Here is a 14,623-nt window from a genome sequence, read left to right on the forward strand (position 1 = left end):
TCGTAGTCCCACCCCGGCAAAGATGACTAGAGTTGAAAAAAGCTTGATATAAGCGCATTTTCAATTCAGTCATCTACTGCCTAATTGAAAAAGAGTCCGGAACGTTTATTTATGTCCCGGACTCTTCTTGCAATCTATCTCTATTTCATTCTCACAAAATATGTTCAATACTTAATTCTGAGCTTACTTAATTGTGCCTGCATCTTTATCATGAACACCATGACGATAGAAATCAAGATACTCAGGGTCTAATGGTTTCTTACCACGAATAATATCTGATGCTTTTTCTGCCATCATTAATACTGGAGAATGGATATTACCATTCGTTGTACGAGGCATTACAGATGCATCAACTACACGTAAATTCTCCATACCATGAACTTTAAATGTTTCTGGGTCTACAACTGACATTTCATCTGAGGCAGGGCCCATTTTACAACTACATGATGGATGCAACGCCGTTTCACCATCACGTTTAACCCATTCTATAATTTCTTCATCTGTTTGTACTTCTGGTCCTGGAGAAATCTCGCCACCATTATATGGATCTAAAGCTTTTTGACTTAAGATATTTCTAGCAACTTTAATCGCTTCAACCCATTCACGTTTATCTTCTTCTGTAGATAAATAGTTAAATACGAAATCAGGTTTTTCAAATGGATCTTTAGATTTTATTTTTAAATGACCACGTGAATTTGAATACATCGGACCAACATGCACTTGGTAACCATGTGCTGCAGGTGCCTTCGTACCATCGTATCTTACCGCGATTGGCAAGAAGTGGAACATTAAGTTTGGATAGTCTACATCTTCGTTAGAGCGCACAAAGCCGCCACCTTCGAAATGGTTGGACGCTGCTGCGCCTTTACGACCGAAAATCCATTGTAAACCAATAAATGGCATTTTTAATTTATTTAAACTTGGTTGCATTGAAACAGGTTGTTTACATGCATGTTGCACATAAACTTCTAAATGGTCCTCAAAGTTTTCACCAACACCTGGTAAGTGAATACGAGGCTCAATACCTAATGAACGTAAGTGTTCAGAATCACCGATACCTGATAATTGTAGCAATTGCGGTGAGTTAATAGCGCCACCAGATAAGATGACTTCTTTGGCGTTAACTGTATGCTCTTTACCATTTTTCTTAAATGTTACACCTGTAACTTTATTACCTTCGAAATTTAACTTCGTAACGAAAGCACGTGTTTGTACTTCTAAATTTTTACGTTTCATAGCTGGGTGTAAGTATGCTCTAGACGCTGATACACGACGACCATTGTGTACTTGACTGTCGAATGGTCCAAATCCTTCTTGACGGAAACCATTCACATCAGGCGTCTTATTGTAACCAGCTTCAACACCTGCATCAAAGAATGCTTGGAATAATGGATTGTCAGCAGGACCACGTCTTAATTTAATCGGACCATGATGACCACGATATGGATCATCTTTTGTAGAACCAAATGTTGTTTCTAAGCGTTTAAAGTATGGTAAGCAATGTGCAAAGTCCCATGATTCCATACCTTCTGGTTTCGCCCATTTTTCATAGTCCATTGGGTTACCACGTTGATAAATCATACCGTTAATAGAACTAGAGCCACCTAATACTTTACCGCGAGCGTGACCAACTTTACGTCCACCCATATGTGGTTCTGGTGTCGTTTCATAAATCCAATCGTACAGTTTATTACCTGCTGGATACATTAACGCTGCTGGCATTTGTATTAATAAATCCCATGGATAGTCACTGCGTCCAGCTTCTAATACAAGTACATCATTCGATGCATCTTCACTTAGTCGGCCACCTAGTACTGAACCAGCACTACCGCCACCAATAATGATATAATCATATGATTGTTTCATCGTTATACTGCCTCCTGAAATTTATAGATTTTTTCTTATTTGAAAATGATTTATGCTTTACCAAACCAGTTGACTGGCTCTGGATTTGTATTGCGTAATATATGTTTCTCTACTTGATATTCAGCTAAGCCTTCTTTACCAAGCTCTCTACCAATACCTGATTGTTTATAACCGCCCCATGGTGCTTGTGCAAAGTAAGGGTGGAAATCATTAATCCAAACCGTACCCATTTTCAACTTATTAACAACGCGTTCAGCTTTACTAATGTCTTGTGTGAACACACCGCCTGCTAAGCCATAAATAGAGTCGTTAGCTAATTCAATCGCTTCTGCTTCTGTTGAGAAACCTTCAATTGTCACGACTGGGCCAAAGACTTCCTCTTGAACAATACGCATTGACGTATCACAGTCAGTAATAACAGTTGGTTCAAAGAAAAAGCCATCTTTTAAATCTTCACGTTCTGGACGTTTGCCGCCAATGGCAATTGATGCATTTTCAGACTTGGCAACTTCCATGTAGTTTTCGATTTTTTCTCTGTGCTCCGCTGAAATAACTGGACCCATCTCTGTTTCTGAATCAAAACCATTACCCAATTTAATATTTTTAACTCTTTCGATAAGCGCAGCTTCAAATTTATCTTTTATATCATTGTGCACGATTACTCTTGAACCCGCTGAACAAACTTGACCTGCATGGAAGAATGCGCCGTTAAGTGCTTGATCTACTGCTAAATCGAAATCCGCATCTGCGAAAATAACATTTGGATTCTTACCACCAAGCTCTAGAGCAATATTAGTCACATGATCTGCTGCTTGTTTCATGATGTGTTTACCAGTTTTAATACCGCCTGTAAATGACACTAAATCAACTTCTTCATGTGCTGATAACGGTTCACCTACTTCAGAACCTTTACCTAGTACAAGGTTAATAACACCTTTTGGAAAACCAATTTCTTCCATCAATTCAAATACGCGAATTGTAGTTAGTGGTGTTATTTCACTAGGTTTCATAACAAGTGAACAACCTGATGCCAAGGCTGGCGCAAGTTTCCATGATGCCTGTAATAATGGGTAATTCCACGGTGTGATCTGCGTCACGACACCTACTGGCTCTTTTACTATTTTGCTATCTGTATTTGGAATCGGTGAATCAATTATTTCTCCACCGTCTTTATCTGCTAATCCTGCATAAAAGTTAAATACATTGGCAATATCGTCCATATCTGCATAAGATTCTTCTAATGTTTTACCTGTATCTAGTGTCTCAAGTCTCGCTAACTCTTCACGATGTGTCGCAATTGCATCGGCAATCGCACGTACTTTTTTACCTCTATTTTCACTTGTTTCTTGAGACCATTCACCACTTTCAAATGATCTTCTTGCAGCTAATATTGCACGTTCACTATCTGATGCTGTACCTTCTGCGACTTCAAAAATCACTTCTTGGTTAAATGGATTCACAATTTTTCTAGTTTCATTATTTGAGCTATCTACCCACTCACCATCAATGTATTGACGACGAGACAAACGATTTACAAGTTCCATTAAAATGACCTCCGTTAAGTTTGTTAAATTTTTATTTAACGAATTTTATAGAATTTATGTTAGCATAGTATTTGAAAGCGTGTCAAACGTACTCAAATATTATAGGTTGATGTCATTATTGTTAAATAGTGTGACCTTACACTACAGATATTGACTTGCTATAATCTATATTTATATACAAATTTGGTCGGAGGTGGACAACATGGTACGTTCAATCAATCCAGATAATCAATTAGTAGAAGCCAAAGATATTGTTATCAATGCAATTGGTGAAACAATGGATTTATATGGCATTAACAGAAGTGTCGGTAATTTATTTGGCACGATGTTATTTGAAGAAAGCATGACACTCGATGAAATGCGCGAACAACTTCAAATGAGTAAACCAAGCATGAGTGCAGGCGTCAAAAGATTACAAGAGTTTGATATCGTCAAACAACAATTTACACGTGGCAGTAGAAAACAACATTTTATAGCAGAAAAAGATTTCTTCAACTTCTTTCGCAATTTCTTCACACAAAAATGGCGAAGAGAGATTGTGATTAATGCCGAAGCAGTACACGAAGCAGTAGCGCAATTAGACACACTAATTAACAATGAAACAATTGATGCGTCAACGAAGGCTGAAGCAATTGAAACTAAACAACAACTTATTGACACATTGCCATACTATGAGTGGTTAGAACAGTTAAGCAATGCACTTGAAAGTGGAGAAATCTTTAAGTATTTTCCAATTCCTGTAAATAAATACACAGACTCCATTGACTAATTCAATGCACAGGGTGCGGGCAATTTTATATTGTTCTGACACCCTTATTTTTATAAAAAAAGCTGCCGACGCTAGTCGACAGTTTTTTTATGCTATAAATTATCGTCTTCTTTTTTCTCTCTTACTTGTGTAATACGTAATGAACGTCGTTCTACTTCTCTATACTTATCAGCACGATGTTCTAACTTAAGCCTGTCTTCATTTAATGTCCGCATAAATGCAAACATCATCATGACAAAGACAACTAACACTGGCACACTCGCTAATAAGGCGGCAGTTTTCAGTAATTCTAACGCCCTTTCACCACCTACTAACATCAACGCAAATGGTAACAGACATAATGCAAATGCCCAGTATAAACGGTTCGCTTTTAGAGGTTCACCGATCACTTTCTTTTGAGATGCTGCTGCTAAGATATATGAACCTGAATCAAATGTTGTTGCTAGGAACAATACAGCAGAAATCATGAATAATATAATAATAATATTGTGGAACGGTAATTGATGTAATACCTCAATAATAGTTGCTTCCGTACCATGTGTGTTTAAGTTTTGAATAACATCAAATTGACCACTAATTTGTAAGTAAACTGCATAGTTTCCAAAGATACCAAAGAATAACATACAGCCTAACGTACCGTAGATAATCGTACCTAAGACAACTTCTTTCAACGTACGCCCTTTAGAAATCCGGGCGATAAATAAACCGATAAATGGCGCATAAACAATCCACCAAGACCAATAGAATATCGTCCATTGTTGCGGGAAGTTTGTCTCTTTACGACCGCCAATACCACCAAATGGTTCTAGCCATGTTGCCATTTGGAAGAAGTTCTTAACCATATTCCCCATACTTGTAATTGTAGTTTCCATAATGAAAATTGTTGGACCTACAACTAAGACAAATCCAAGTAATAGGAACGACAGAATTACATTCCAATCACTCAATACTTTAATTCCTTTTTTCAGTCCAGAATATGAACTATAGGCAAAGATACCTGTGACTAGGAATAATATAGCTCCACGCATCCACATGTTGTCACCATCGATACCTGTGAGCCTTTCAATTCCTGCTGTAATCATTGGCACACCTAAAGCTAATGATGTTGCTGCGCCACCTAATAGGCCGAATATAAATATCACATCTACAATTTGTCCAACAATACCATCTGTTTGATTTTTTAAAATTGGACGTAATGTTTGGCTCACTTTATAAATTGGCTTTTTCTTAACAAATAATAAATAACCAATACAAAGCGCTGGTAGAACAAATGTTGCCCATGCTATTGGGCCCCAATGGAACATACCATACATCGTGGCATAATTTAATGCGCTATCTGTCATGCCTTTACCACCATGTGGCGGATCTTGATAATAAAATGCCCATTCAATAATTCCCCAATATAAAATATCTGAGGCGATACCAGCACAGAATAGCATAGCCGCCCAACTGAAATTATTAAATTCAGGTTTATCTGTCGCCTTTCCTAAGGTTACATTGCCATATTTACCAAAGGCAATATAAAGCACAAATATCAATATTGCTAGACCTATGAGTAGATATATAGATCCCAAAGCACTTGAGACAGCGTTATTCATCGTTGTAATAACTTCCTGACTTGCTTTTGGAAATACCATCATAGGGATAACAGCAATAAGTAAAATTACGGATGACCCTATAAAGGTCGTCCAATCCATAACTCTATTATTCTTCATTTTTGAACACCCCTGTATTTAGTTTTTTTAACTATGTAAAAGCTGCTAAAAATATATAATCATTAGCAAAACTATTTCTTAATTCACATTCATGAGCCTAACGAACTTTAAATAATAATGCAAATTGCATTCAAAAACTTAATATTCGATATATGAATAATTATATAATTGGAACAATGAATCACTTCTCAAAAATCGCTATAATAGTAGTGTTAAATTTAAATTTAACGAATTGAATGAATCTTACAATTTTATCTAGTGCATATTTATTCCTTATAAACGCATAAATATTTCTTTTATTTTTTTGTTTTCACTAAAAAATTTAAAGTAGCAAACTATTTATTTCTTTGATTAGAAAATAAGCTAATTACGTTAATTCAATCATCAGAAACAAACTTTTTATTAGAATGGCCTATAATTAAAGTGGTAAAGTTTTTAATTTTCAGCAGAAGGAGTACACAGCTATGGATAAAACACAAATAATCAACTATTGGGATAAGCGTGCACACACATTTAGTCAAAATAAACAGGCTGAGTTAGAAAGTGCACATGCTCAAAAATGGATAAATGAAATCAATCATATCGTTCCAATAATTAAAGGCAGTCGCATCTTAGATATTGGAACTGGCGCAGGATTTTTAGCCATTTTATGTCGTCAATATGGTGCCGAAGTAACTGGAATAGATCTTTCAACAGATATGATTGTATCTGCTCAATCTAATTCAAAGAAATTCAAAAAAGACGTTAATTTTCAAGTTATGGATGCGGAACACCTAGACTTCAAAGACGATACATTTGACGTGGTCATTGCTCGTAACGTTACTTGGCTACTTCCAAACACACGAGCTGCATATCAAGAATGGCTACGGGTCTTGAAATCAGGTGGTAAACTGATCAATATCGATGCAGATTACGGCAAGGATTCCTTTGAGTCGTACCAAGCCATCACTTCTAATCATGCACATAACACACTCGGACAAGAAATGTTATCTGAAAGCGAAACCATTAAATAAAGTCTTGCAATTAATCATCTCCCTCGCCCACAAACAGATATTGATATATTAAGTGCATTAGGCTATCAACATCTACATTTAGATACATCCATTCATCAACGAATTTATAATGAGGAAGACGCGTTTTATAATCCAACACCGATTTTCTTAATATCAGTAACTAAGCATTAGATATTTTTATAAAAAATCAATTTTATATTTTATTTTTATATATAAAGTGCCTTCAGCTTGCGTTCTAAAATAATTTTTATCATACTATAAGTGAATAAAGTAAAAGGAGTGGTAAAAAATGAATAAAGAACAATTTGATAAAGTAAAAAACGGAAAAGGCTTCATTGCAGCATTAGATCAAAGTGGTGGAAGTACACCTAAAGCGCTTAAAGACTATGGCGTAACCGAAGATCAATACAACAATGAAGATGAAATGTTTAAACTTGTTCATGATATGCGTACACGTATTGTTTCATCACCTTCATTTAGCTCAGATAAAATCGTAGGCGCTATCCTTTTCGAACAAACAATGGATCGTGAAGTTGAGGGTAAACACACTGGTGATTATCTTGCTGATAAAGGTGTCGTTCCTTTCTTAAAAGTAGATAAAGGATTAGCTGAACAAAAAGATGGCGTTCAATTGATGAAACCAATGCCAGATTTAGATGATTTATTACGTCGTGCGAACGAACATAAAATCTTCGGTACGAAAATGCGCTCTAATATCTTAGAATTCAACAAAGAAGGTATTGATGCGGTCGTTAAACAACAATTCGAAGTAGCAAAACAAATCATCGCTGCTGGTTTAGTGCCAATTATTGAACCTGAAGTTAATATTAATGCAGAAAATAAAGCTGAAATTGAAGCTTATTTAACAGATGCTATTTTAGAAGAATTAAATCAATTAAATGATGATCAACTTGTAATGCTTAAAGTAACTATTCCTACAAAAGCAAACCAATATGAATCATTAATCAACCACCCTAATGTTGTACGTGCTGTTGCACTTTCTGGTGGTTATAGCAGAGAACATGCCAACGAAGTCCTTAAACAAAACAAAGATTTAATCGCAAGTTTCTCTCGTGCATTAATCAATGACTTAAACGTTAATCAATCTGATGAAGAATTCGATCGTATTTTAGGCGAAACAATTGAGTCTATCTATGACGCTTCCGTGAATAAAAACTAATCAATAATATTCAAATGTGATTCTACCCATGTACAAGATTGTGCATGGGTATTTTTTCATATAAACAAGTGATCCACTTTAAGTGATGTTTCGTACTTTCACACAAATTGTGAAAATTATCTCAAGTTAGGCTAGCCAACTTCACTAACTATCTATATAATAATATTAATTTATAAATTATATGAATTATACGAATTAACTATCGAGGGGATTGGGAAATGAAAAATTATTTACATAGGTGGATTATTGAAGCATTAAGTTTTATGGCATTAGGTTTGTTTGGTTCTTTAATTATTGGACTCATATTAGAAACGATTGGGAATCAAACTCTAATACCGCAGTTTCATTTATCATTTTTATCAGAAATTGGGAAAGTAGCTATGTCTGTCACTGGCGCTGCGATTGGGGTCGCAATCGCTTACGGATTGGGAGCTAAACCACTTGTCATATTTTCATGTGTAATTGTAGGTACTTTGGGCTATACAACATTTGGTGGCGGCGCAGTAGGTGCATACATAGCTACACTGATTGTTGTTGAATTAAGTAAGTTCTATGCAGGGAAAACTAAGATTGATATCATCGTTACGCCATTACTGACAATTATTATTGGTGGTACTATCGCTAAATTGTTTGGTCCTGCATTAAACCAATTTATGACGGGATTAGGCAAAGTGATTATTGCTGCAACGGATCAACAACCACTCATTATGGGTATTCTCGTTTCAGTAATATTTGGATTGGCATTAACTGCACCCATTTCAAGTGCAGCACTCGCATTGATGCTTGATCTAAGTGGTCTGGCTGCTGGTGCAGCAACAATAGGTTGCGCAGCACAAATGGTAGGCTTTGCTGTAAATGGCTATAAGGATAATGGTTGGAGTAGCATTTTATCAATTGGAATAGGTACAAGTATGTTACAAGTGCCTAATATCATCAAACACCCAATGATACTTGTACCCCCAACAGTTGCCAGTGCCATTGTTGCACCAATTATGACCACATTATTCCCTATGACCAACAATGCTGCGGGAGCCGGTATGGGAACGAGTGGTTTCATTGGCCAGATTATGACAATAAATGCGATGGGCGGTTCTATACAAACTTGGTTACTCATACTTGTCTTTCATATTGCCTTACCTGCTATCATTAGCTTTGTATTGTATAGATACTTCTTTAAAAAGCAATGGATTAAACCAGGTGATCAACTCATTCATGTTGCAAACTAGCGTCTGCCGTTAAGTATAAATGCTATTACTGTAGGAAATTCATTATACTTAATCCAATATTTTTACGGGTGAAAATTTTTGTTATTAATAAACTATATTTAAAAATATTTAAAAACAAGCTTAAAGATATACAGTTTTATAGATACTCAAAGTAACATAACTCAACTTAGCTAAAGTGGATGTATGTGAATATTTACAGGTGTATAATAATAGAGTCGCCGTTTTACTTCTGTGTTTTAACTAACATGGAAGGAGGTGATACCATGTTAAGCACTCTATTTGTAGCACTTATAGCGCCTATCATAGTAGGAGTTATAATCACGTTATTTTCACATTGGTTAAACAAGTGTGCTAAATAATCCAGCGGCGACATAACCAATACACCAAAAAGAGCCCGATAACTACGGACATAGTTATCGGGCTCGGTGTTTACCATATAAACACTCTATTTGTTAATCATATTATAACATCATAGTTGTTGAGAAGGCAAAATCTATGACAATAAGATGTGTAAGAGACTCATTGTTAAGTCAAAATTCAGAAAAACAGTTATTTATTTTAAAAATGTTTGACATAAATTATATATTTACAAAGGAGCAATCAGGCAAATCAATTACATATGTTCAATAATCTCTTATATTATTGAACATATCAGTAGTAGTGCTATATTTGCTTTTATTATTGGAGTATTAGTGTGATTAAGGTTTATTAACTTTTGGCTACGCAAACGTAATGATAAATAGACGACTAGTCCACCAAAAACCCCCAACCTATTAAAATAAGTTGAGGGCTTCGGTGTTCCAATGGAACTACTTTTTGTTAATCTGATTATAACATTATAGTGATTAGGAAAGCAAAAACATTTGTGAATGGTAATTGCTTTCTCTTTTTTATGCCGTTGATTAAGTTTCTTTACCATAGTTTTTGTAACAGTAAAAATATCACTTAATATTAGTATTAAAATACTAGACAGAAAAATGGACAATTTAATAGAGTACACAACACTTTTCTTTCCACTATTTGGTGGATTAATATATATAATTTCAAGTTGGTTATTACTGTATGTTGCTTACTACACCCCCAATTGTTGATGGTATTATTAGTTTAATAAGTTTAGTATTTTTAATTGCTAGAATTTCCAATATTTCAATTGTGGTATTCATACTTTCAATTAAAAAAGAATTCAATAACAAAGAGAATGACACTGCAAAAAGAATAAAATGTTAATTAATAAAACTTAACCAAAGTGGATGTGTTCAAACATATACAGGTGTATAATATAAAAGTCGCCTATCTCTCAGGCGTCTAGTAGGCGTAGAGAGGAGGTGTATAAAGTGATACTTATTTTCGTTCACATCGTAGCGCCAGTCATCAGTGGCTGTGCCATTGCGTATTATACTTATTGGCTAAGTAAGCGCAATAAAAAATAGGTGACATCGAGCCACACCAACAAAAATCCCCTCACTACTCGCAATAGTGAGGGGATTGGTGTATAAATAAATACTTATTTTCGTTATACGTATTATAACATCATATTATATAGAAATGCAAAACTAGAATATGAAACTAATTATAACAGGAATGATTATCCTCAATATAGCAATCCATTCTGAACGAGATAGAGCTTTTTTAGTCTGTTGATTTTAGACCATAAGGATATAACTGTAAATCTAGAAGCAGGTATCTTAAAGTTTAAATAAATTAATAAAATAACGATTAAAATACCTAAATTATCTATTTGAAAATTCAAGATATATTTAAAGTTCAATACAGCGATTTACTCACCTATATTTTTCTTCATCCCAATAGAGATTTAATCTTCCTTTCAAGATTGACTAAAATAAATAATCCAACTTTTCATTAAACTATAATATTGGTGATGCCAATTTGGCGATGGATTGCTTAAATTTAATCCAATAAGAACGTTGATTGTAACGTTCTTCAGTAAGTTCTTTCGATACTTTCAAGTCTTCGAAAAATGCATCCTTTAATTGCTTCGTAATATCGCTATCATACATAAATGCATTGATTTCAAAATTCAACTCGAAGCTACGGATATCCATGTTTGAAGAACCAACACTTGCCACTTCATCATCAATAATCATCATTTTAGAATGAATAAAGCCATTTTCATATGTGTACACTTTCACACCATCTCTAATTAACTGTGCCACACTCGTAATAGTCGCCCAATATACAAAAATGTGATCCGTTTACACGGAATAATTAAACGTACATCTACGCCTGATTTGGCAGCTATTCGTAACGCATTAATATAACCTTTATCCGGAATAAAATATGGACTATGCATGTAAATAGATTTTTTGGCATTCATAATCATTTTCATATAGCCAAATTCAATTTGATGCCAATTATCGCTAGGCGCACTTAACGCAAGTTGCATAGATACTTGTCCACCTTGATGTGCATTATCCGGGAAATATTTATCATTATAATCTAATTGCTCACGTTTTGCTTGGGAGTTCCAATCATGTATGAACGCTAATTGCAATGCGTCCACACCGTCTCCTTTTACTCTTAGATGTGTATCTCTCCAGTAACCAAATTTTTCGTTGAGACCTAAATATTCATCACCAATATTAAAACCACCAACATAACCAGTCATACCATCAATGACAACGATTTTTCTGTGATTACGGTTATTCACTCTAAAATTCACGAATGGTATTTTGGCTTGGAAAAATGCTTCAACCTGTCCGCCAACTTCTTGGAACTTTTTAAATTTTGATTTATGTACAGACTTAGAACCGACAGCGTCATAAAGTAATTTAACTTCAAGACCTTCCTCAGCCTTCTGTTCTAAAATACTGATGATTTCCTTTCCTAAACCGTCTAAGTTCAACACATAGTATTCCATATGAATATAAGTTTTGGCATTGCGAAGATCCTGTTTCATTTCATTAAATAAATCATGACCATCTGTATAAATATCAATATTATTATCATGACTTAAAAATGACGGCTCTTTTGTTAAAAGTGTTGTCGCAATATCTTGATGCTTCCTAACTATAGGATTATCCGAATCATTTATACTGTTCGTCGAATCTTGTAGTTGAGACTGTACCCTTTTCATTCCATCTTCAATTTGGTTATGTGCATGACCACGTTCACGTTTTTTACGTATACCTCTACCGAAGAAAATATAGACAAAGAAACCTAAAATCGGCATTACAAATAGTAAAAATAACCAAGCCCACGTAGCAGTTGCATCTCTTCTATCTCTGTCTAAAAAGACAATGACAAATGCTAAAATAATATTAATAACAAAGAAAAATGCTAGCACACCACGATATATTGGGCTTACACCTGCATCAAATATTAATTGCATAACTTCACCTCTTATCTCAAATTGTACATCATAATATTTTCGTTAAATTTTCATTATAATTCCACTTCTTATCGTTCTTTAATAATATCATGTCACTATTATATGTTTATACTATTTTCAGTATTTATCAAAAAGTTATTTTTGTAGTGATTGTTCAATTGTACGGTTACGTCCTGCTTGTGCACCAAACAAGGTAATAATGATTGCTGTTATTAATAAAATGAACAGAGATGCAGTCCAAGAACCGGTAATATCATGTAAGATACCAAAGAATAATGGGCCTGTGGCTGCAAACAAATATCCTATAGATTGTGCCATACCAGACAATTTAGCTGCAGTCTGGCTATGTTCCGTACGTAAACTAAAGAATGTATTAACCAATCCAAATGCTACACCACCAGCAACACCAATCAATATGGTTGAAATTATAGCGAGTTGCGGTACAAATAACATAATAAGTACACCCATAATAAATAATAATCCGGTAATAAACGTTACTAAAAATTGAGATTTCATTTTAGTCGCAAAAATAGGTGTGATAAAAGTGAAGGGAATGATTGAAATTTGTAACACTGATAAATACGCCCCCGCTTCACTAATAGACATTCCACTTTGTGACAAATACACTGGCATCCAATTAATCAATGAGTAAAAAATTAATGATTGACCACCCATTAATATCGTAATTTGCCATGATAACGGTGACTTCCAAACATTTACACTTTCTTTAGGTAAAGCTGTCGCAGTTTGTTGTTTCCCTTTTAACTGAACAGACCAAATGATAATTGTCACAAATGTCACAATAGCCATAAAACTGATTGCAATATTATAATTAAATGACTTGAGCAATGGTACTGTTCCATATGAAGATAATCCTCCAAACACATTCATTACAACGGTATAATATCCAGTCATAATACCAATATGTAGTGGGAATTTCGCTTTTATCACTGCTGGCGCAAGCACATTACCAAATCCTATACCAATACCTATTAAAATCGTACCAATGTACAACCAAGAAATATCAGTAATTGATCTAACTAAAATACCAATAAAAATAAAACATAGCGCTAGAAAAATTGTTTTTTCTAATCCCAAACGATTACTTGTCTTCGCTGCAAATAGTGACACAATAGCGAACGATAACAACGGTACAACAGTAATAACACTAATCGCACTATTAGATAATGCTAAATCTGCTTTTATATCTGGCAAAGCAACACCTATAGATGTAATTGGCGCTCTTAAATTTGCTCCAACTAATAAAATTCCTATAAATAATAACCAATTAAATGGCTTTATTTTTCTATACTTTTTCATACTGTACCACCCTAAAGAGATATTTCAAAACGTCATATTATATGGTACGATATGTACGTTATAATGTAAACAGGAGAGATTACTTTGTATAATATCCAAAATATTGTCGCTAAAAATATTGCCGACTATAGAAAAAAACACCAATTAAGTTTAGATAAAGTAGGGAGTGCTACTGGTGTCAGTAAAAACATGTTAAGTCAAATTGAAAAAGGGCATTCAAACCCTACCATTACAACATTATGGAAAATTGCAAATGGACTACATATTTCTTTGACTCAGCTAACATCTATACAAGACGACCATATCGCATTTATCGATGAATCAGATATTATCCCTATTATCGATGAACATGTTTCTATTTATCCTTATTTCCCGTATGATGAGACAAAACATTTTGAGATGTTTAAAATGGTGCTAAAACCTAATGGTAAAATGCATTCCGAACCCCATCACGCAGGTTCAGAAGAATATATCATCGTCAACGAAGGTATTTTAGAAATTGAAGTAGATGATAAGCTATATACAATTAATAATCATCAAGCGTTCCGTTTTAATTGTGATGTCCCACATAGTTACTATAACCCAGGTAGCACAAACACGGTATTAACCTCTACAATGTATTATCAATAATTTAAGTTTAG

11 protein-coding genes and 1 pseudogene are annotated in these 14,623 nt (G+C 34.5%); 7 read left to right on the plus strand and 5 right to left on the minus strand.

Going from position 1 to position 14,623, the window contains the following annotated elements:
• Positions 1-183: 183 nt before the first annotated feature.
• Together betA and betB are read right to left on the minus strand one after the other, a co-directional pair.
• Positions 184-1,866, minus strand: coding sequence for a choline dehydrogenase (gene betA, locus ACSULM_RS11125; protein ID WP_436862739.1), 1,683 nt, complete (start codon positions 1,864-1,866; stop codon positions 184-186).
• A gap of 50 nt (positions 1,867-1,916) precedes the next feature.
• Entirely contained in the window at positions 1,917-3,410 is a 1,494-nt protein-coding gene (gene betB, locus ACSULM_RS11130; protein WP_436862740.1) for a betaine-aldehyde dehydrogenase, read from the minus strand.
• Positions 3,411-3,612: 202 nt separating this feature from the next.
• Here betB and cudC point away from each other — a divergent pair, with 202 nt between their 5' ends.
• Positions 3,613-4,179, plus strand: a complete 567-nt coding sequence (gene cudC, locus ACSULM_RS11135) for a choline uptake/conversion transcriptional regulator CudC (RefSeq protein WP_436862742.1) — start codon at positions 3,613-3,615, stop codon at positions 4,177-4,179.
• Between the two features lie 92 nt (positions 4,180-4,271).
• Here the strand turns inward: cudC and ACSULM_RS11140 are convergent, their stop codons facing one another.
• The gene (locus tag ACSULM_RS11140; protein ID WP_436862744.1) at positions 4,272-5,894 is read right to left on the minus strand and encodes a BCCT family transporter; all 1,623 of its coding nucleotides are present in this window, start codon (positions 5,892-5,894) and stop codon (positions 4,272-4,274) included.
• Positions 5,895-6,358: 464 nt separating this feature from the next.
• On the opposite strand from ACSULM_RS11140, the gene ACSULM_RS11145 reads away from it, so the two are divergent.
• The 5 genes from ACSULM_RS11145 (at position 6,359) to ACSULM_RS11165 (ending at position 10,743) form a co-directional block, all read left to right on the plus strand.
• Complete coding sequence (locus ACSULM_RS11145) at positions 6,359-6,907, plus strand: class I SAM-dependent methyltransferase (protein ID WP_436862746.1); 549 nt, start codon at positions 6,359-6,361, stop codon at positions 6,905-6,907.
• A gap of 289 nt (positions 6,908-7,196) precedes the next feature.
• Positions 7,197-8,087: a fructose bisphosphate aldolase gene (locus tag ACSULM_RS11150; protein ID WP_436862749.1), complete on the plus strand. Its 891-nt coding sequence runs from the start codon at positions 7,197-7,199 to the stop codon at positions 8,085-8,087.
• 218 nt (positions 8,088-8,305) lie between these two features.
• A complete protein-coding gene (locus ACSULM_RS11155; protein WP_436862750.1) occupies positions 8,306-9,313 on the plus strand; it encodes a PTS transporter subunit IIC in 1,008 nt (335 codons plus the stop codon).
• 263 nt (positions 9,314-9,576) lie between these two features.
• Positions 9,577-9,672 carry a type I toxin-antitoxin system Fst family toxin gene (locus ACSULM_RS11160; protein ID WP_436862752.1) on the plus strand — a complete coding sequence of 32 codons (96 nt, stop codon included), beginning with the start codon at positions 9,577-9,579 and terminating at the stop codon, positions 9,670-9,672.
• 975 nt (positions 9,673-10,647) lie between these two features.
• Complete coding sequence (locus ACSULM_RS11165) at positions 10,648-10,743, plus strand: type I toxin-antitoxin system Fst family toxin (protein WP_142351560.1); 96 nt, start codon at positions 10,648-10,650, stop codon at positions 10,741-10,743.
• Positions 10,744-11,178: 435 nt separating this feature from the next.
• Here the strand turns inward: ACSULM_RS11165 and cls are convergent.
• Together cls and ACSULM_RS11175 are read right to left on the minus strand one after the other, a co-directional pair.
• Positions 11,179-12,662 (minus strand): annotated as a pseudogene (cls, locus tag ACSULM_RS11170) (cardiolipin synthase).
• A 135-nt stretch (positions 12,663-12,797) separates the two neighbouring features.
• Positions 12,798-13,982, minus strand: coding sequence for a CynX/NimT family MFS transporter (locus ACSULM_RS11175; protein WP_436862754.1), 1,185 nt, complete (start codon positions 13,980-13,982; stop codon positions 12,798-12,800).
• A gap of 84 nt (positions 13,983-14,066) precedes the next feature.
• On the opposite strand from ACSULM_RS11175, the gene ACSULM_RS11180 reads away from it, so the two are divergent.
• Positions 14,067-14,612 (plus strand): helix-turn-helix domain-containing protein, encoded by a 546-nt coding sequence (locus ACSULM_RS11180; RefSeq protein WP_436862756.1) that lies wholly within the window; start codon positions 14,067-14,069, stop codon positions 14,610-14,612.
• The last annotated feature ends 11 nt before the right edge of the window (positions 14,613-14,623 follow it).

Origin of the sequence: Staphylococcus caeli (genome assembly GCF_051413795.1) — a bacterium.
Lineage (GTDB): Bacteria > Bacillota > Bacilli > Staphylococcales > Staphylococcaceae > Staphylococcus > Staphylococcus caeli_A.

What these genes read in the sequence shown, in the direction of transcription:
- betA (WP_436862739.1), bottom strand. Translation starts at nt 1,866, where the DNA reads ATGAAACAATCATATGATTATATCATTATTGGTGGCGGTAGTGCTGGT.
- betB (WP_436862740.1), bottom strand. Translation starts at nt 3,410, where the DNA reads ATGGAACTTGTAAATCGTTTGTCTCGTCGTCAATACATTGATGGTGAG.
- cudC (WP_436862742.1), top strand. Translation starts at nt 3,613, where the DNA reads ATGGTACGTTCAATCAATCCAGATAATCAATTAGTAGAAGCCAAAGAT.
- ACSULM_RS11140 (WP_436862744.1), bottom strand. Translation starts at nt 5,894, where the DNA reads ATGAAGAATAATAGAGTTATGGATTGGACGACCTTTATAGGGTCATCC.
- ACSULM_RS11145 (WP_436862746.1), top strand. Translation starts at nt 6,359, where the DNA reads ATGGATAAAACACAAATAATCAACTATTGGGATAAGCGTGCACACACA.
- ACSULM_RS11150 (WP_436862749.1), top strand. Translation starts at nt 7,197, where the DNA reads ATGAATAAAGAACAATTTGATAAAGTAAAAAACGGAAAAGGCTTCATT.
- ACSULM_RS11155 (WP_436862750.1), top strand. Translation starts at nt 8,306, where the DNA reads ATGAAAAATTATTTACATAGGTGGATTATTGAAGCATTAAGTTTTATG.
- ACSULM_RS11160 (WP_436862752.1), top strand. Translation starts at nt 9,577, where the DNA reads ATGTTAAGCACTCTATTTGTAGCACTTATAGCGCCTATCATAGTAGGA.
- ACSULM_RS11175 (WP_436862754.1), bottom strand. Translation starts at nt 13,982, where the DNA reads ATGAAAAAGTATAGAAAAATAAAGCCATTTAATTGGTTATTATTTATA.